Source organism: Dactylosporangium fulvum (assembly GCF_025137375.1).
Taxonomy (GTDB): domain Bacteria; phylum Actinomycetota; class Actinomycetes; order Mycobacteriales; family Micromonosporaceae; genus Dactylosporangium; species Dactylosporangium fulvum.
Window position 1 is genome coordinate 5,008,150 of record NZ_CP073720.1, and the last position, 16,139, is coordinate 5,024,288.

A 16,139-nucleotide genomic window follows, 5' to 3' on the forward strand; every position below is an offset into this window, starting at 1 on the left:
AACGGACCGCCGTCATTGGCCTCCCACGACCGCGACCGCGCAGTCGCGCTCAGCCTGCAACTCGCGCAGGCACATCAAACACTGCGCCGGCAGATCAACCAGCTCAAGGCGAACCTGGGGCGCGACCGACCCGGCGACGACGTGCTCGTCACGCACTGCCTGGCGTTCTGCGCCGCGCTGACGGCGCATCACGAGGGCGAGGACGCGGGGATGTTCGCCGAGCTGTTGCGGCACCGCCCCGACCTCACCAAGACCGTTTCGAACCTGGTCGAGGACCACGGGATGATCGCGGCGATCCTGTCGCGGGTGGCCGACCTCGCCGACGCCGCCGCCGGCTCGCGTGGCAGCGCGCTGGAAGCGATCGGGCGCGAGCTCGACGGACTGTCGGCGATCATGGAGTCGCACTTCAACTACGAGGAACGGGCGATCAGCGCGGCGCTGGACGACGGGGTGCCGGACACCGGCTGGTCGGGCATGGTGTTCGGCTTCCGCGACGGCGCGCGCTGACCCGCTGACACGGCGGGCCCGACCGTTCAGGAGGACCCGGCGCGCGGCGGTTCGCCGGTGGTCGAGTGCCGGCCTCCGTAGGAGGCGACCAACGCGTCCGCCACGGTCGCCGCGTCCGCCTCGGCCACGGCTGCCGGGTATTCCGGCAGCAGGTCGTCCCAGACGACCATCCACGACCCGTACAGCTGGGCCTGTCCCTCGGGCCGGGCGAAAAACCAGATGTGCAGGTGTGCGCCACCGTCCCCGATGCGGTAGACGTGGGCCCGCGCGATGTGCGGCAGCGCCTGCATATGGCGGCCGATGTGCGCGGTCAGCACCCCCAGCTCGGCCGCCAGCTCGTCCGGCAGGTCCGCCAGGTCGTAGTGGTCACGCGGATGCAGCATGAGGACGAGCGGCACGCCGACTCCCGCGATCCGGGTCAGCCGCCAGCGGTCGTTGAACCAGATGCCTTCGTCCCGGCCGCGGCACGAACCACAGTCCGACGGGTCCTCGCCGTGCCGCGGCGGCTCGGGCAAGACCGGCGGGCGCAGCGGCGCGACCCGCAGTCCGTCCGGCTCGAACGGGCTGATGTCCCACCCCGTCATCCGTGCCAGCGGGAGCCGCCGCTCGTCGTCCGCGGCGGCGACTGCGTGGTCGTAGAACTCGTCCGGTCGCAAGGCCATGACCCGCAGGGTAGTACGCGGGCTGCTCGTCGTGATCCATGGTGCTAACGGCAGTGCACCACGCGTCGCGGTGCGGTCCGGCTCAGAGTTCGCTGCCGTAGTCCGGCCGGCGCCCGCCCTTCCCGTAGGCCCCGAGGCCGGATGCATGGAACGGATCCGTCGCGGGATCGTCGGGGTCGACGGGCGGGACCGGCGGCTCCACGGTGACCCGGCCGCCGATCAGCTGGTGGACGGCGGCCGTCGTGCCGCCGAGGCCGATGGCGGTGAAGATCCCTCCGAAGATGAGCTGAACGGCGAGGCTTCCCCCGCCCGAGCCGGCGATCGGCACCACCCCGAGGAGCGTCAACGCGCCGGCGGTGGTCACCCCCACGCACAGCACCGCCATGAAGACGACGCCCACTCGCTCGGCCGGTCTCATGGTTCGTGTCGTCCGCGGCTGCATGGATCGAAGCTACGCGCCGATCCGGCGTCCGGTCCCGGAACCGCCGGGTATCTCGCAGGTGGCGCCAAACGATCTCTCCCGGCCGGAGCCGTCCGGTCCCTCTGGTCAGAACGCGAGGCGCCGGACCCGCCGGAAGACCAGTGCATGGTCGTCAATCGGAGGCGGGACTTTGCGGTCGGCCCGGCCGCGTTTCCTCCGGCTCCTCCGGTCGGGGAACGGCGCCGGCCGGTTCTGGAACTGATTAGTTCCGAAACTTTGGAGTTTCGTTAGGGTCGCCGGGTGTGGCACCATGACGCGATGCGCCACGTGTCCGACGACGAACGACGCGCCCGGCTCGCCGTCCGGCACGCCCTCGCCCCGGCGTTCCGCGTCGACTCCCCGGAGGCCGCCACCCGGGCGATGACCGCGTTGCACGCCACCGAGCCGGCAACGGTCTACCTGTCCTGCTGGGCGCGCGTCGGATCACTCGCGTTCGCCGACGTCGACCGGGCGCTGCACGACGAGCGCACCCTCGTGAAACAACTGGCCATGCGCCGCACCCTCTTCGTGTTCCCGCGCGACCTGCTGCCCGCGGTGTGGCCCAGCGCGTCCGCCCGGGTCGCGGGCAACGAACGGGCCCGCATGGCGAAGGACGCCGTCACGGCGGGGCTCGCCGCCGACGGCAACGACTGGCTCGACCGTGCCCGTGCCGAGGTCCTCGCAGCGCTCGCCGACGCACCCGAGGGCCGTTCGGTCCTCGACGTTCGCCAGGCGGTACCGATGATCGACGTCAAGGTGGCGGTCACGCCGACCGACCCGTGGTCGGCATCCCGGGTGCTCACCCATCTCGGCGCGACCGCCGACATCGTGCGTGGCGCCAACACCGCCCGCTGGTACACCTCACGGCCGCGCTGGACCCTGATGCGGCACTGGCTCGACGCCGTCCCCACGCACCTGAGCGCCGCCGACGGCTACCGCGAGATCGTGCGCCGCTGGCTGTACTCGTTCGGCCCCGGCACCGAGGACGACCTGGCGTGGTGGCTGGGCGCCACCAAATCGGTGGTGCGCACGGCACTTGTCGGCCTCGACGCCGTTGCGGTCTCGCTCGACCACGGCGCCGCCGGCTGGATGCTGCCCGACGATCTCGGCGAAACACCCGACCCCGGCCCGTGGGTGGCGCTGCTGCCGGTGCTCGACCCGACCGTCATGGGCTGGCAGGGGCGCGACTTCTACCTCGGCCCGCACCGCGACCAGCTTTTCGAGCGCCGCGGCAACGCCGGCACGACCGCCTGGGTCGACGGCCGGGTGGTGGGCTGCTGGGTGCAGGACAACGCCGGTGCCGTGCAGGTGCGGCTGCTGGAGCAGGTGTCGGCCGCCGCGCGCCGAGCCCTCGACGCTGAGGCGTCGCGCCTGACCGCATGGCTCGGCGGCGTCCGTGTCCCGACCGTCTATCTGTCGCCGGCCATGAAATCCCACCCGGCCACCACACCGGTCTGAAGCACCGTCGGGGGTGCCGGGTGAAAGTTGACCGGCCTACCAGCCGAAACGGTGACGCCTACGACCGGTCAGTCGCTCGGCGACGTTCACGCCCTGACGCAGGAACCGGGTGGTCCGGGTCGAGCCGCGGCGGGCCTCGATCCGCTGGCTGATCTTCCTGGCACCGGCGATCGCCAGGGGCACCGCGACCGCGGCGACCGCCCACCGGGCGAGCATCTTCGGCAGCATGGCGGCCCTCCCATGGAACGCACTGTCGTGACTACCGACAGTCGGGTACCCGGCCGGCGGGGTCGTCAACCACGCCGGACGTTCGTCGGGTGATGTCGCTGATCGGCGGGCGGCCCGCTGCGCCGTGGACGCGGGCGTGCACCCATGCGGCGGGACCGGGAACCCGGCGCCGCTGCGGTGACTCGTCAGCGCGTGAGAATCCCGCTGATCGTCTCGGCCGTTGTTGTCCTCCTCGCCGGCTGCACGGCGGAGGGCTCGCCTTCGCCATCGGCCCCGCCTTCACCGTCGGCCTTGTCGGCACAGGCGGCGCCCGGGCCGGCCCGGACAAGCTGTGGCTCTCCGGTCGAGACCGGCCCGCTGCCCGAGTGGGCGCGAGCCGGGTTCTCCGGCGACTCCAGCATGCCGCACGTCATGGGCGACCGCGGGGACATCGTGGCCGCGGTCTTCGGTTATCCACTCGCGGTCGCCAGAACGGACGGCGCGTCGAACAAGATTCTCTGGGTGTCCAAGGCCCCGACGCCGCCCGGCGACCTCGTGATCGAGGCGAAACTCGACGGCTCGGAGGTCGCTGCGAGCCGCCGCGTTCCCGGCGGACCGGGGCCCTCCATCATCGATCTCCCGCAGCCTGGCTGCTGGCGCCTGACCCTCACCTGGACCGACCACGCCGACACCATGGACCTCGTCTACGGATGAGGAACGCCCGACGATCGTCTTTCCGAAAATTCGCCCGACAGGTTCGTCGAAAGCGGCGCGTCCCGGTCGACGCGTTGGTGACGGCCGGTGCAGCGCCGGCCATGACGACCGCAGAACAGGGGAGCGCATCATGGGCAAGATCGTGTCGTACTTCTTCATCTCGCTGGACGGCGTCGTGGAGGCGCCCGACCAGTGGCACTTTCCCTACTTCGACGACGAGATGGGCGCCGCCATCGGCCGTGGTGTGGAGAAGGCGACCGCGCTGCTGATGGGCCGCCGGTTGTACGACCAGTGGGCGCAGTACTGGCCGAACCAGACCGGGGGCGACGACGCCGGCTTCGCGTCGTTCATCAACGCCGCCCCGAAGTACGTGCTGACCACCACGCTCACCGAGGCGACCTGGCAGAACACCACCCTGATCTCGGGTGACACCGACCAGGTCGCGGCGCGGCTGCGGGAGGTCAAGGAGCAGACCGAAGGGGAGATCAACATGTCCGGTAGTGCCACGACGGCGCGCTGGCTGCTCGCCCAGGGGCTGTTGGACGAGCTGCGGCTGATGGTGCACCCGATCGCGGTGGGCCACGGGCAGCGGCTGTTCGAGGACACGCCGACCCACCCGCTGCGGCTGGTGGGCCACGAGACCTTCAAGAGCGGGGTGGCTCAACCTCGCCTACGCACCGGAGCAGCGCGTTTCATAACTTGGGGCGTGGTGCCCCCGGGCCAGGACGGGGCTGACCGGCTGTTGGCCCGGGGCGGTTCACCGAAGCCTGGCGCCCCGGGTCTCCCGGCGGCGGACGCGGACCGTCCGCGGCGGCAGCGCGCCGAGGACGAGGCCGGTCACCGTGACGGCTCCGGCCGCCACGAGCAGGACGGTCCAGCGCCGGTGTGCTGCCGCCCACCCGGCCGGATCGTTGACCGGCGCCAGGAGGGTCAGCCGCTGCGGCAGCAGCGTCACCGCGGCGGCGGCGACGAGCAGGGCGGGCGCGGCGACGGTCCCGGCGACGCCGCGCGGTGTCCGCGCCCAGCCGAGCACGGCGAACGCCAAAGCCAGCACCGCCGCGGCCGCGGCCTCGAGGGTCAGGTCGCCCACCGGGAGGGCCTCTCCGGCGCCGTCCTGGGCGCCGGCGAGGGTGACGGCGACCGTGGCCGCCCACCCGGCTGCGGTGGCGATCAGGCCGCCGGTGGCGCGGACGGCGCCACCGGCCCAGGCCGGCACCGGTGTCGTGGCGGTGCTCGGCTTCGCCGGATCGTCGAGGACAAACGCGACCCCGACGGCGAGGCAGAGCGCCGCGAGCCGCAGCAGGAGGACGAGGTCGTCCGGCCTGAGCACGGCGTCCGCCGCGGCCGGCACCGCCACGATTGCCAGACCGACGCCGCACGCACCGACCAGCGGCCCGCGCCGCACAGCCCGCAGGACCGGCCCCGCGAGGGCGCCGAGCAGGATCAGCCGCCGCACGTGGGGCGCTCCTCGACCGGCACCGACGGGACCGGCACGCCGAACAGCTCACCGACGCGTTCCACCGGCGTCTGCGGCGCGACCAGCTCGGACCAGTGCTCGGCGACCGTCCGGGCGACCTCGTCGCGGGAGCGTTCCAGCAGTGTGAGTCCGGGGGCGGCGTCGCGGTCGGGCACGCTGATGCCGGTGTTGAACCCGACGTTCGTGAACGACAGCGCACCCCAGCTGTAACGGTCCAGCTCACGGATGCCGTCGCCGGAGCGTGCCGTGGCCTGTCCGGCCAGCCAGACCAGGATCGTGCCCCGCGCGCCACAGATCAACCACTCGTCGCGGATCGCGCGCCCGGCGATCAGGCGATAGGCCACCGCCGCGGCGAGCACCGCCTCGTCCCGCGGCGACCCCCAGACGGTGCTGGTCGTCACCGCCTCCGGTGTGCCCGCGGCGGCGTCGGCCTCGGCCCACCGGGTCAGCCGGGCCGTCTCCTCGGCAGCACTGGACGCCGAGCCGTTGACCTGGTAGCCATCCGCCCACACCCGCTGCCGCACCGCCGGCGGCGGGCCGGTGCGGGCCGTGGCCGGCACCAGCGCGAACACGCCCTGCACGACCTCGTCCCAGCCCGCGATCCACGGTGTGAAGTCGCCGAACGCGCAATACGTCACGCCGTTGCGCACCCGGCACGTCTGCATCGGCGCCGGGTCGGCCGTGGCCGCGATCCGGGCCCGGCGCGCCGCGTCGTCCGGGACGAACTGCGCCACACCGCCGGCCACCGTCACCGCGGCGGCGGCCACCAGCGCCACCACGACCCGCCGCCCCCGGGCCCCGGACCGGGCCAGCGCGGCGACCGCGAGCAGTGCGACGATGCCGGCGAGATACATCAGGTGCCGCCAGGCCGGCCGCGTGGACAGCTCGGCCGGGACCGCGAAGGGCAGGTCCGGGAACACGACCGGCAGCAGGAAGCGCCACCTCGCCTCGATGAACACGACGGCCATCGTCGCGAGCGAGGCCACCGCGACCATGAGGATGGCGAGCGGCGCCGCCACGGCCGAGCGGACCAGCCGGGCGAGCAGGACACCGAACGCGCCGAGCAGGACCGCCAGCACCGGGGTCGTGAGCACCTCGGCCGGATGGGGCAGCCCGGCGGCACCCGGCCGCAGGGCCGCCCGGCCGACCACGATGCCGACGAGGAGCCCGACCACCGCCCCATACGGCAGCAGCGCCAGCAGGAACGCGCCGGTGCGCCACGGCGCGGGCAGCACCAGCACGTCATACAGCCGGTCGGTGCGATGGCGGTGCGCCCGCAGCACGCCGAGGTTGGCCACCACCATCGCCGCCCCGCCGAACAGGAGCAGGCCGAAGATCTGCACCGTGACCGCCGTGTCCGTCGGCACCGGGTATCGGCTGGCACCGCCGGACACCTGGCCGTAGAGCCACGGGCCCATGAACAGCAGCGCGGCGGCGATCGACACCGGGTGGCGCAGCATCCGGATCAACTCGACGCGGGCCAGGGCCAGCATCGCCCGCCGAGGCGTGCCGGTCACCGGCGCCGCCACCGGAGGGTCGGCGAGGACGGCGGTCACCGGTTGCCGCCCTGTGCACCGGCGAGGTCGACCAGCGTCAGGTAACCGTCCTCGATCGTCGGGGCGAGCAGCTCGGCACCCGGTGGCGGGTCACCCACATGCCGGTACAGGCCGGTGCCGGTCCGCCACGACGCGAGTGCGTCCGGCTCCCGCCCCGCGCTGGTCCAGACCCGGCCGTCGGCAAGCGCGGCGAGGTCGGCCGGGGAACCGGTGAAGCGCACCGCGCCGTGGTCGATGACGACGACCTCCCGGCACAGCGACATCACGTCCTCGGTCTGGTGCGTCGACAACAGCACCGTCCGGCCGTCGCCGAGCTCGGCGAACAGCTCCCGGAAACGCATCCGCTGCTCCGGGTCGAGCCCGACGGTCGGCTCGTCGAGGATGAGCAGGGCCGGGTCGCCCACGAGCGCGGCGGCCAGCGCGACCCGCTGCCGCATCCCGCCGGACAGCGCCCGGATCCGGGTGCGCCGCTGACCGTCCAGGCCGACCGCGGCGACGACCCGCCGCACCTCCGCGTGCCGCTCCCGCCGCCGGTCGAGCTCCTTGAGGATCGCGACGTAGTCGACGAACTCGAAGACAGTGAAGCCGGTGTGGAAGCCCGGGTCCTGGGGCAGGTAGCCGAGGCGGCGACGGACGGCCAGCCGGCCCGGGCCGGTGCGCGGGTCGTGCCCGAGCACGGTCAGCTGCCCCGCGTCAGGGCTGATGGCGGTGGCGACGATCCGCAACAGCGTCGTCTTGCCCGCGCCGTTGGGGCCGAGGAGGCCGGTGACCCCGGTGCCGAACGTGAGCGAGACGCCGTCGAGGGCGGTCGTCCGTCCGTATCGCAGGGTGAGCCCGGTCGCACGGACGGCGACGCCGGTGTCGGGGGTGACCGCGTCGACGGTCATCGGAACCTCCTGATGGTGTTGGCACGGGGGAGCGGACGGGCGGTGTCGAACGCGGACGCCCGCCGGGTGAGCACGGCCGCGGCGAGGACGACGGCACCGGCGAGCGAGGCCTGGCCACCGGCGGTGAACAGGGCCCCGGCGGTCGCCGCGACCAGGACCGCCCAGGCAGCGCCGACCGTGGACGCCGCCACGACCGGGCCGAGCCGGGGCGACAGCAGCAGCGCGGCCACCGTGAGGACCAGCGACGGCAGGAACCAGCCCGCCGCCCGCGCGCCGAGGTCCGGCAGCGTCAGACTGGCCGCGGCGCACAGCACCGTGTTTATCGACAGGACCGCCACGCACCGCAGCATGAGCAGCCGGAACGCGTGGAACGGCGCGACCACCGTGATCTCGTGCGTCGGGTCGATCCCCGGCCCGAACGACGCGGCCACGCCGGCCAGCGGCAGCAGCGGCGCGACCGCCAGGAACACCAGCGGCCCGGCGAGGCCGGCGGTCACCGCCGTCATCGCGAGCGTCAGCGCGACCGCGGCCAGCCAGGACAGGCGCAGCGCCGGGGTGGCGGCGAGCAACCGGGCAGTGTGGTCCGGCACGCCGACGGCCATGAGAAGCCGCTCGACCGGGCCCGGCACCGGCGCGTCGAGCTCGGCGTCGATCCGCGCCCAGCCCTCGTCGACGAGTGCCGGTCCGGCCAGCGCGGTGAGCCGGCCGCGGCAGCCGGCGCACGCGGTCAGGTGCGTCTCGACCGACCACGAGGCGGGTGCGACGAGTGTCCGCGCGGCATAGCGCGCGAGGTCCTCGTCCGGGACGTGCCAGGCGCGGCCGGGGACGGTGGGCCGGGGTGTGGTCATCGGATTCCTTCCGTGGATGCTCCGGCCTTCAGGCTGGGGAGGAAACGGAATCCCTGCGGAGCAGGGCAGGGAAAGCCGATCCGCCGCCAGGGCGGATCGGCGTGTACCAGCGTGCCGCCGCAAGGCTCACCAGTGAGACCACTATTGTGTGAACCATGACCAGGGCCGTGAAGCGGGCGTTGAAATACCGCTTCTACCCGAACCCGGAGCAGGCCGCCGAGCTTGCCCGGACGTTCGGCTGTGTCCGGCTGGTCTACAACATGGCGTTGCGGGCCCGCACCGAGGCGTGGACGCTGCGCCAGGAACGGGTCAGCTACAACACCACCTCGGCGATGTTGACCGCGTGGAAGAAGACCGAGGAACTGGCGTTCCTCAACGAGGTCTCCTCCGTGCCGTTGCAGCAGGCGCTGCGCCACCTCCAGGTGGCGTACACGAACTTCTTCGCCAAGCGGGCCAAGTACCCGACGTTCAAGTCCAAGAAGAAGTCGCGCCGCTCGGCGGAGTACACCACCAGCGCGTTGCGGTACCGCGACGGCCGGCTCACCCTGGCGAAGATGACCGAACCCCTGGACATCGTGTGGTCCCGTCCACTGCCGGACAGCGCATCGCCGTCCACAGTGACCGTGTCGCAAGACGCCGCAGGCCGATGGTTCGTGTCCCTGCTCTGCGACGACGTGATCGAGCAGGCCCCAGCCCCGGCCACGGGTGTGGTCGGCGTCGATGCCGGTCTGGACAGCCTGCTCGCCCTGTCCACCGGGGAGAAGATCACCAACCCGCGCCACGAGCGCCGCGACCGGGCCGCACTCGCCCGCGCCCACAGGAACCTCACCAAGAAGGAGCAGGGCTCCGCGAACCGAGCCAAGGCCCGCCTCAAGGTCGCCCGCGTCCACGCCCGAATCACCGACCGCAGGCGCGACCACCTGCATAAGCTGACCACTCGACTCGTTCGTGAGAACCAAACGATCGTGATCGAGGACCTGACCGTGCGCAACATGGTCAACAACCACAGCCTGGCCCGCGCCATCAGCGACGCGGCATGGCGGCAGTTCCGCACCATGCTGGAGTACAAGGCCGACTGGCACGGCCGCACCCTGGTCGTCGTGGACCGCTGGTTCCCGTCGTCCAAACTGTGCTCCGCTTGCGGTGCCCTCGCTGAGCGGATGCCGCTGAACGTGCGGTCGTGGACGTGCCGATGCGCACGTACCCACGACCGCGACGTGAACGCGGCCCGCAACATCCTCGCGGAGGGGCTCTCCGTGATTGCCTGTGGAGGCGGTGTAAGACCTCAACGAGAGTCCTCTCGGACGGGGCGGTCGTCGGCGAAGCAGGAACCCCCCGGGGCGACCCAGGGAATCCCCGTCCTTTAGGGCGGGGAGGATTGTCAAGTCAGCTCCTGCCGCAGTTGCCGGCGGGCACGCATTGCCCGCGTCTTGACGGTGCCGGGCGGGATGCCGAGCAGGACGGCGGCCTCGGCGGTGCTGAACCCGTCGAGGACGGTCGCCTGCACGACCGCCCGCAGCTCGGGCGAGAGCCGGTCGAGCGCGCCGGCGAGGTCGCCGTGCTCGACGCCATACAGCACCTGGTCCTCGGCCGAGGGCTCGTCGCGGCCGCGGAACCGGCCGAGCAGGCGGGCGAGGCGGTCCCGGGAGCCGTGCCGGCGCAGCGCGTCGACCAGCCGCCGGGACCCGATCCGCCACAACCACCCGGCGACGTCGCCGCGCTCGCGGTATCGTGCGGCGCCGCCGCGCCACAGGTCGAGGAACGTCTCCTGAACGACGTCGTCGACCAGGGCCTCGTCGGCGCACCGGTGCCGCAACCGCAGGACCAGCCACGCGGCGTGACGGCGGTAGAACGCCTCGAACGCAGCCCGGTCCCCGGCGGCGGTCAGCGCCAGCAGGTCGGCGTCGCTTCGGGTGTCGCTCACACCCCATCATCGGACGCCACCGCCCCGGCGGTTCACGTCGCCGATCAGCAGGTCGGTGCGACCGGCATGCGGTTGACCTTCAAGTGGGTTGAAGGATCAGGATGGGCGTGTGGGTGAACGGGACGACCGGATGACGATCGGGGTGTTCGCGCGGGCCGCGAACGTCACGACGAGTGCGCTGCGGTTCTACGACGACTGCGGTCTCGTGCGGCCTGCCTCGGTCGACGCGGCGACCGGGTACCGGTACTACTCGCTGGAACAGCTCGACGAGGTCGTCCTGATCCGCCATCTGCGGGACGCGGGACTGCCGCTGGGTGACGTGCGGCGGCTGCTGGCCGGCCCGGTGGAGGCGGCCGAAGAGCTGCTGGCCGCCCGGCTGCGGACGATGGAGCAGGCCGTCGAGGCCGCCCGTGCCGCGGCCGCCGCCGCGCTGCTCGCGATCCGGGACCGGGAGCGCGCCGTCGTGTCACTGCCCGGCCGGGTCCTCGCCGAGGCGATCGGTCAGGTCGTCGCCGCCGCCGACGTGACGGGCGACATCCCTGTGCTCGGCGGCGTCCTGATCGAGGCGGCCGCGGCGGAGCTCACGCTGGTGGCGACCGACCGGTACCGGCTGGCGGTCAGGTCGATGTACGCCGAGGTCCGGTGCCACGTGCCGGCGGCGGCGGTCGTCGCGGCCGCGACGCTGGACGACGCACGGCGGTGGATCGGTGCGCAGGACAGCGTGGAGCTGCGGTTCGGCGATGCGCACGTCCGGCTCGCCGGGCCGGGTGGCGAGCGGAGGCTGTCCACGATCGAGGAACCGTACCCCTCCTACCGGGTCGTCCTCGAGGAGCTGCCCGAGCCGCTGACCCGGGTGGTCGCCCCCCGCGGCCTGCTCCTGTCCGCCATCGGCGACGACCCGGAAGCGCGCCTCGATCTTGCCGTGGACGGCGGCCTGACCATCAGGTCGTCCGCCGGTCACGAGCCGGCGGCGGTCCCCGCCGACGTCGCCGGCGAGCCGGTGGCGATCAGCTTCATGTTCAGCACGCTGCACCCGGCCCTGACGGCCGGGGTCGGTCCCGACGTGATGCTCCGGATCAGCCGGCCCGACCTGCCCGTCGTCGTCCGCTCGGCCGACGACGGCGATCTCACCACCCTGGTCATGCCCGCCAAGGCGGCGACGCCGCACGGACACCGAGGAGCATCGTGAACCAGCACGACGAGACCATGGCCGGCATCGTCGCCGCGGTGGAGCTCGGCCGGTCGGGGCAGCGGGCCCGGGCCCGTGACGCCCTCACCGCACTCTGGGAGCGGATCGGTGCCGACGGCGACGCCCTCCACCGCTGCACCCTCGCGCACTATCTGGCCGACCTCCAGGACACCGCCGAAGCCGAGCTCATGTGGGACGAGCGCGCACTGGCGGCCGTCGGCGGCCTCACCGACGAGCGCGCCCGGCAGTACCACTCCTCGCTGCAGGTCCGGGGCTTCCTCCCGTCGCTGCATCTCAACCTGGCCGACGATCACCGTCGCCTGGGCGACCCCGAAGCGGCCAGGGAACACCTGGCCGCCGCCCGGGACCTCAGCCGGCACCTGCCCGGCGACCAGTACGGCGACCTCGTCCGCGACGGCATCCGCAACGTCACCCGGGCGCTCGACGCCGGCTCGACGCAACGCCTCGACTCCCACCCGTAGCAGCGGCGGCTACCGGCCCTCCTTCGGCCTTGCGCGGCGGTGGCCGTACCGCTGCCGGTACTGCTCCTGCTCCGGCGCGAGCCGGTCCCAGCTGTAGCCGCCGCCGTCCGCGTCCTCGGCGATCGTGACGCAGCACGTGTCGAGGCCGCCGGGCGGTATCTCGTGCACCGCTGTCACCCGGGCCAGGCCGCCGTGGAAGTCGTCCTCGGGGTGGCCGATGAACAGCCGCGACGGCACGTAGATGTCCTCGCCCACCCGCGGCGGGGGCGGCGGCGGCTCCGAGCGGAACGAACGCTTGAGGATCTGCTCCAGGCTGCCCTCCCGTACCTGTCCGGCGCGGGTCGGCACCGACGGGTCGGCGAGTTCCAGCGAGCTGTGCACCCCGAGCGCGGCCATGAGCGCCTCGCCGTCGAGGTGCCACGCCCGCCGCGGCGGCGGCGACCGGTCCCCGTCGAGGGTGCGGGCGACCCACCCGGCGACGGCGGCCGGCTCGGGGACGAGGTCCTGCAGCCAGTACACGTGGCCGCTACGCCAGACCTCCGGCGGAGAGCGGTCGGGCACGTCGGCGGTATACCACCAGCCGTTGGAGCAGTTCCAGCCGATGCCGAACGACCGCGCCCGCGGAAACGCCCGCACCGCGGCGGCCAGGTCGAGCGTGAGCTGGCCGAGCATCACACCCGACGTCTCCACCCGCCGCGCGACGACCGGCAGCCCCCGCCCGGCGAGCGCCCGCTCGACGGCGAGCACGTAACCGTAGTGCGGGTGCCGCCGCAGCGCGTCGGCATGGTCCTTCACCGCGTCGCCGTGGTCGCGGACGTGCTCGATGCCGGCGGCGGCGGAGGCGAGCTCGGACAGTGTGCCGGTCCAGCCCGCGTCGTAGGCCCGCTGCGCCAGTGCGAGGCGGAACGGGCTGCCGGCGAGGCGTGGCTCGGCGAGCAGCAGCATGGCCTGTGTCCGTTGTGCCGGTGTCAGCGCCGTGGGTGCCGGCTCGGTCATGCGGACCTCCTCGGGTGGCCTGACATCGTACGGCCCGGATCTACCGGGGTCACTGCTGGTCGAGCAGCGACCGCACGAGGTCGCGGGGCAGCCCGTGGGTGTCGTGCAGGAACCGGTAGTCCGCGTCGGTGAGCGGCCCCCGGCGCCGCTGCCGCCGTACGATCGGCCGGCCGCGCTCGACCAGCCGCCGGAACCGCCGCTCCTCGTCCAGGAGCACGTCCCGGATCCGCCCGGGCTCGTCGCGCTGCTCGAACACGTCGAGCGTGTGGGAGTACACCCACAGGGGCAGGTCGGACAGGGACCGGGACGGGTCGTCGCGCCACAGCGTGGTGAGCGTGCGGCGCAGGAGGCGGCGCAGGACGTACCCACGGCCGGTGTTCGACGGCGTCACCAGGTCACCGACGACGACCGTGCCCGAGCGAAGGTGGTCCACCACCAGCCGGTGCGGCCCCGGGTCGAGCGGCCACAGCCCGGACACCGTGTCCGTCCACGGCCGCAAGACGTCGCACTCGTACACGTCGTGGTGGCCCTGCAGCACCATGAGCAGCCGTTCGAAGCCCATCCCGGTGTCCACGGACGGCCGGGGGAACACCTCCAGGCCGCCGTCGGAACGGCGGCGGTACCGCATCGAGACGTGGTTCCACACCTCGACCCAGCGGTCGTCGGTCGTCGGCGTGCCGGTCGGCGGGCCGTCCCCGGTCCACACGAAGATCTCCGAGTCGGGGCCGCACGGGCCGGTCGGGCCGTTGGACCACCAGTTGTCCTCGCCGGTCGGCTCGACGGGCAGACCGAGTTCCTCCCACACCCGCCGTGACCCGTCGTCCGGCGGCACCTGCCCGTCGCCGCCGAACACGGTGACGTGCAGCCGGGACGGGTCGACGCCGAACCCGTCGCGCAGCAGCTCGTACCCCCAGCGCAGGCTCCGCCCGTGCGGGTAGTCGCCGAGGGACCAGCTGCCGAGCATCTGGAACGTGGTCAGGTGCGTCCGGTCGCCGACCTCCTCCAGGTCCGTCGTGCGCAGACAGCGCTGCACGTTGACGAGTCGCCGGCCGAGCGGGTGCGGCCGGCCCTCGAGGTACGGCGTCAGGGGGTGCATGCCGGACGTGGTGAACAGCACCGGGTCGCCCGGCGGCGGCAGCAGCGTGCCGCCGGTCACACGGCGGTGGCCGCGCTCGGTGAAGAAGTCGAGAAACGTGTCGCGCACGCTGCGGTGCGAGGTGTCCATGGTGAGTTCCTTCCGGTCGGACACGCGGGGACCGGAAGACGGGCGCACGACGGGATCGGCGAACCGTTTCCGGTCGCCGGCGCGGGGTCGAGGGCGCGGGTCAGCAGGCGGCGGCCGGCGAGCGGAGAGCTCGCGCGGCGGCGGAGAAGCCTCGGCTGATCTGCATGCGCTCCAGTGTGCCCGCACGGCCCGCCGGTCGCCAACCGTTTCGCCACGGCGGCGTACTGTGCACGGCTGTGACGGACCTGTTCGAGATGATCCGCCAGGGCGACGTCGCCGCCACCGCCGCTGTGTTCACGGGACTGGACGAGGCGCGCCGCCGGGAGCTCGGCGCCGGCCTGGTGGCGCGGCTCAAGCGCGACCGCGGCGCCTGGTGGCACGACCGCCCGGCCGCGGCGCTGGCCGTGGCCGTGGTGGCGGGCCTGCCCAGCGCCGCCGCGGCGGCGCAGGTTCTCGACCACCGGTCGTTCGGTGCTCGCTCAGGCCGGCTTCACCCGCTCGGGCTCTCGGGACGGGGCGAAGGCGTCGTGGAGGTTGCGCATGGCCAGCAGTGAGGAGCGCACCTCCTGCAGCAGCTCGGTGGTGCTCAGCGGCCGGCCCCACTCGCGCATCGCGAGGTCGTCGAAGCCGATCGTCTCGATGCCGCAGCCGTAGCGGCCGCCGAGCAGGCGGACGGCGTCGCAGTGCTGGTGCCGGACATACGGGGCGTTGGTGACCAGCAGCACGCGCTCGGCCGCGGTCGGGGTGTGGACGTGCTCGGCCCAGCCCACGAGCGTGTCGGCCGTGTTCGCCCGGCGCGGCGGCCGGGTCGACGCGGCGGCGAGCACGTGCACCTCCTCGACACCCGGGCGGGGAGCGGCCCAGACGCGGTGCCACCAGCCTTCGCCCTCACGCACCGTCGCCGGCTCCGGAAGGTCCAGGAACCGGCGCAGCCCGACCGTCATCATGTCGGCCTCGGTCTCGAACGGGTCGAGTCCGAGGCGGATGCCCTCGCGGTGTTCCCGGTCGTCGCGCCACCGCAGGCTGCCCAGTCCGGTGAGGGTCCGGACGCGCAGGCCGCCGGCGAGCAGGCGGGCGGTGTAGTCGGTCCGGCCGAGCGCCACCCGGATGCCCCCGCCGAGCACGAGGACGTGGTCATAGGAGTCGTACGCCGGGTGCTCCCGCCCGTCGAGGCCGAGCGCGTGGATCAGGGCCCGCAGCCGGGGATCCAGGTCCTGGCCGTAGTCGACGCGGGCGGTGTCGAACCGTTCCCTGACCCCGGCGCGGAAGTCCCAGACCTGCGAGAACTCCGCCACCCGGTCCAGCACCGACCCGACCGGGCCGTCCGGCACCGCACCGCCGAAGTGCCCGACCAGCTCCGCCATGGCCGGCGACGTCACCCACTCGCCGATCGAGGCCGCCACCGCCGCCGGGTCGGGTCCGCCGGGCTCGCACGGTGGCAGCGCGTACGGTTCCGTCACCGCGCCGGTACCTCCTCGCCGCATCAGGACCAGCAGCCTACAAGACGGCCTCGCCGGAGCGGTGCCTTGCCGCCGTCTGTCATGATC

At 73.3% G+C, this 16,139-nt stretch carries 18 protein-coding genes and 1 pseudogene; 8 read left to right on the forward strand and 11 right to left on the reverse strand.

The window, feature by feature from the left end; genetic code table 11:
- Positions 1-15 precede the first annotated feature (15 nt).
- Entirely contained in the window at positions 16-507 is a 492-nt protein-coding gene (locus Dfulv_RS23495; RefSeq protein WP_259866831.1) for a hemerythrin domain-containing protein, read from the forward strand.
- A gap of 26 nt (positions 508-533) precedes the next feature.
- Here Dfulv_RS23495 and Dfulv_RS23500 read toward each other — a convergent pair whose 3' ends face one another.
- Together Dfulv_RS23500 and Dfulv_RS23505 are read right to left on the reverse strand one after the other, a co-directional pair.
- Positions 534-1,169, reverse strand: a complete 636-nt coding sequence (locus Dfulv_RS23500; protein ID WP_259866833.1) for a hypothetical protein — start codon at positions 1,167-1,169, stop codon at positions 534-536.
- Positions 1,170-1,251: 82 nt separating this feature from the next.
- Complete coding sequence (locus Dfulv_RS23505) at positions 1,252-1,587, reverse strand: hypothetical protein (protein WP_259866835.1); 336 nt, start codon at positions 1,585-1,587, stop codon at positions 1,252-1,254.
- A 321-nt stretch (positions 1,588-1,908) separates the two neighbouring features.
- Between Dfulv_RS23505 and Dfulv_RS23510 the strand changes: the two genes are divergently transcribed.
- The gene (locus Dfulv_RS23510; RefSeq protein WP_259866837.1) at positions 1,909-3,087 is read left to right on the forward strand and encodes a winged helix DNA-binding domain-containing protein; all 1,179 of its coding nucleotides are present in this window, start codon (positions 1,909-1,911) and stop codon (positions 3,085-3,087) included.
- A 36-nt stretch (positions 3,088-3,123) separates the two neighbouring features.
- On the opposite strand, the gene Dfulv_RS23515 is transcribed toward Dfulv_RS23510, so the two are convergent.
- The gene (locus Dfulv_RS23515) at positions 3,124-3,315 is read right to left on the reverse strand and encodes a hypothetical protein (RefSeq protein WP_259866839.1); all 192 of its coding nucleotides are present in this window, start codon (positions 3,313-3,315) and stop codon (positions 3,124-3,126) included.
- Between the two features lie 411 nt (positions 3,316-3,726).
- Here Dfulv_RS23515 and Dfulv_RS23520 point away from each other — a divergent pair, with 411 nt between their 5' ends.
- Together Dfulv_RS23520 and Dfulv_RS48895 are read left to right on the forward strand one after the other, a co-directional pair.
- Positions 3,727-4,008, forward strand: coding sequence for a hypothetical protein (locus Dfulv_RS23520; RefSeq protein WP_259866841.1), 282 nt, complete (start codon positions 3,727-3,729; stop codon positions 4,006-4,008).
- 130 nt (positions 4,009-4,138) lie between these two features.
- A pseudogene (locus Dfulv_RS48895) lies at positions 4,139-4,606 on the forward strand (dihydrofolate reductase family protein); the annotation flags it as partial.
- A 159-nt stretch (positions 4,607-4,765) separates the two neighbouring features.
- On the opposite strand, the gene Dfulv_RS23530 reads toward Dfulv_RS48895, so the two are convergent.
- Genes Dfulv_RS23530 through Dfulv_RS23545 form a run of 4 tightly spaced genes read right to left on the reverse strand, consistent with a single transcriptional unit; the run spans position 4,766 to position 8,776 of the window.
- Entirely contained in the window at positions 4,766-5,464 is a 699-nt protein-coding gene (locus Dfulv_RS23530; protein ID WP_259866846.1) for a hypothetical protein, read from the reverse strand.
- A complete protein-coding gene (locus tag Dfulv_RS23535) occupies positions 5,452-7,041 on the reverse strand; it encodes a hypothetical protein (RefSeq protein ID WP_259866848.1) in 1,590 nt (529 codons plus the stop codon). Before Dfulv_RS23535 ends, Dfulv_RS23530 begins: the two co-directional genes overlap by 13 nt.
- Positions 7,038-7,928: an ABC transporter ATP-binding protein gene (locus Dfulv_RS23540; protein WP_259866850.1), complete on the reverse strand. Its 891-nt coding sequence runs from the start codon at positions 7,926-7,928 to the stop codon at positions 7,038-7,040. Before Dfulv_RS23540 ends, Dfulv_RS23535 begins: the two co-directional genes overlap by 4 nt.
- Positions 7,925-8,776 carry a cupin domain-containing protein gene (locus tag Dfulv_RS23545; RefSeq protein WP_259866852.1) on the reverse strand — a complete coding sequence of 284 codons (852 nt, stop codon included), beginning with the start codon at positions 8,774-8,776 and terminating at the stop codon, positions 7,925-7,927. The genes Dfulv_RS23540 and Dfulv_RS23545 overlap by 4 nt, the downstream gene beginning before the upstream one ends.
- A 155-nt stretch (positions 8,777-8,931) precedes the next feature.
- On the opposite strand from Dfulv_RS23545, the gene Dfulv_RS23550 reads away from it, so the two are divergent.
- Positions 8,932-10,143, forward strand: coding sequence for an RNA-guided endonuclease InsQ/TnpB family protein (locus tag Dfulv_RS23550; protein ID WP_259866854.1), 1,212 nt, complete (start codon positions 8,932-8,934; stop codon positions 10,141-10,143).
- Positions 10,144-10,157: 14 nt separating this feature from the next.
- On the opposite strand, the gene Dfulv_RS23555 is transcribed toward Dfulv_RS23550, so the two are convergent.
- Positions 10,158-10,700: an RNA polymerase sigma factor gene (locus Dfulv_RS23555; protein WP_259866856.1), complete on the reverse strand. Its 543-nt coding sequence runs from the start codon at positions 10,698-10,700 to the stop codon at positions 10,158-10,160.
- Positions 10,701-10,830: 130 nt separating this feature from the next.
- Between Dfulv_RS23555 and Dfulv_RS23560 the strand changes: the two genes are divergently transcribed.
- On the forward strand, positions 10,831-11,889 hold the full coding sequence (locus Dfulv_RS23560) for a DNA polymerase III subunit beta family protein (protein WP_259867865.1): 1,059 nt from the start codon (positions 10,831-10,833) through the stop codon (positions 11,887-11,889).
- A gap of 17 nt (positions 11,890-11,906) precedes the next feature.
- Entirely contained in the window at positions 11,907-12,371 is a 465-nt protein-coding gene (locus Dfulv_RS23565; RefSeq protein ID WP_259867867.1) for a hypothetical protein, read from the forward strand.
- A gap of 9 nt (positions 12,372-12,380) precedes the next feature.
- On the opposite strand, the gene Dfulv_RS23570 is transcribed toward Dfulv_RS23565, so the two are convergent.
- Both Dfulv_RS23570 and Dfulv_RS23575 read right to left on the reverse strand, forming a co-directional pair.
- Positions 12,381-13,367: a DUF6292 family protein gene (locus Dfulv_RS23570; protein ID WP_259866858.1), complete on the reverse strand. Its 987-nt coding sequence runs from the start codon at positions 13,365-13,367 to the stop codon at positions 12,381-12,383.
- Between the two features lie 49 nt (positions 13,368-13,416).
- Positions 13,417-14,616, reverse strand: a complete 1,200-nt coding sequence (locus tag Dfulv_RS23575) for an alanine--tRNA ligase-related protein (RefSeq protein ID WP_259866860.1) — start codon at positions 14,614-14,616, stop codon at positions 13,417-13,419.
- Between the two features lie 212 nt (positions 14,617-14,828).
- Here Dfulv_RS23575 and Dfulv_RS23580 point away from each other — a divergent pair, with 212 nt between their 5' ends.
- The gene (locus Dfulv_RS23580) at positions 14,829-15,146 is read left to right on the forward strand and encodes a hypothetical protein (protein ID WP_259866861.1); all 318 of its coding nucleotides are present in this window, start codon (positions 14,829-14,831) and stop codon (positions 15,144-15,146) included.
- Here the strand turns inward: Dfulv_RS23580 and Dfulv_RS23585 are convergent.
- Positions 15,072-16,052 (reverse strand): hypothetical protein, encoded by a 981-nt coding sequence (locus tag Dfulv_RS23585; protein ID WP_259866863.1) that lies wholly within the window; start codon positions 16,050-16,052, stop codon positions 15,072-15,074. The genes Dfulv_RS23580 and Dfulv_RS23585 overlap by 75 nt on opposite strands.
- Between the last annotated feature and the right edge of the window lie 87 nt (positions 16,053-16,139).

What these genes read in the sequence shown, in the direction of transcription:
- Dfulv_RS23500 (WP_259866833.1), bottom strand. Translation starts at nt 1,169, where the DNA reads ATGGCCTTGCGACCGGACGAGTTCTACGACCACGCAGTCGCCGCCGCG.
- Dfulv_RS23505 (WP_259866835.1), bottom strand. Translation starts at nt 1,587, where the DNA reads ATGAGACCGGCCGAGCGAGTGGGCGTCGTCTTCATGGCGGTGCTGTGC.
- Dfulv_RS23510 (WP_259866837.1), top strand. Translation starts at nt 1,909, where the DNA reads ATGCGCCACGTGTCCGACGACGAACGACGCGCCCGGCTCGCCGTCCGG.
- Dfulv_RS23515 (WP_259866839.1), bottom strand. Translation starts at nt 3,315, where the DNA reads ATGCTGCCGAAGATGCTCGCCCGGTGGGCGGTCGCCGCGGTCGCGGTG.
- Dfulv_RS23520 (WP_259866841.1), top strand. Translation starts at nt 3,727, where the DNA reads ATGGGCGACCGCGGGGACATCGTGGCCGCGGTCTTCGGTTATCCACTC.
- Dfulv_RS23540 (WP_259866850.1), bottom strand. Translation starts at nt 7,928, where the DNA reads ATGACCGTCGACGCGGTCACCCCCGACACCGGCGTCGCCGTCCGTGCG.
- Dfulv_RS23545 (WP_259866852.1), bottom strand. Translation starts at nt 8,776, where the DNA reads ATGACCACACCCCGGCCCACCGTCCCCGGCCGCGCCTGGCACGTCCCG.
- Dfulv_RS23550 (WP_259866854.1), top strand. Translation starts at nt 8,932, where the DNA reads ATGACCAGGGCCGTGAAGCGGGCGTTGAAATACCGCTTCTACCCGAAC.
- Dfulv_RS23560 (WP_259867865.1), top strand. Translation starts at nt 10,831, where the DNA reads ATGACGATCGGGGTGTTCGCGCGGGCCGCGAACGTCACGACGAGTGCG.
- Dfulv_RS23565 (WP_259867867.1), top strand. Translation starts at nt 11,907, where the DNA reads ATGGCCGGCATCGTCGCCGCGGTGGAGCTCGGCCGGTCGGGGCAGCGG.
- Dfulv_RS23570 (WP_259866858.1), bottom strand. Translation starts at nt 13,367, where the DNA reads ATGACCGAGCCGGCACCCACGGCGCTGACACCGGCACAACGGACACAG.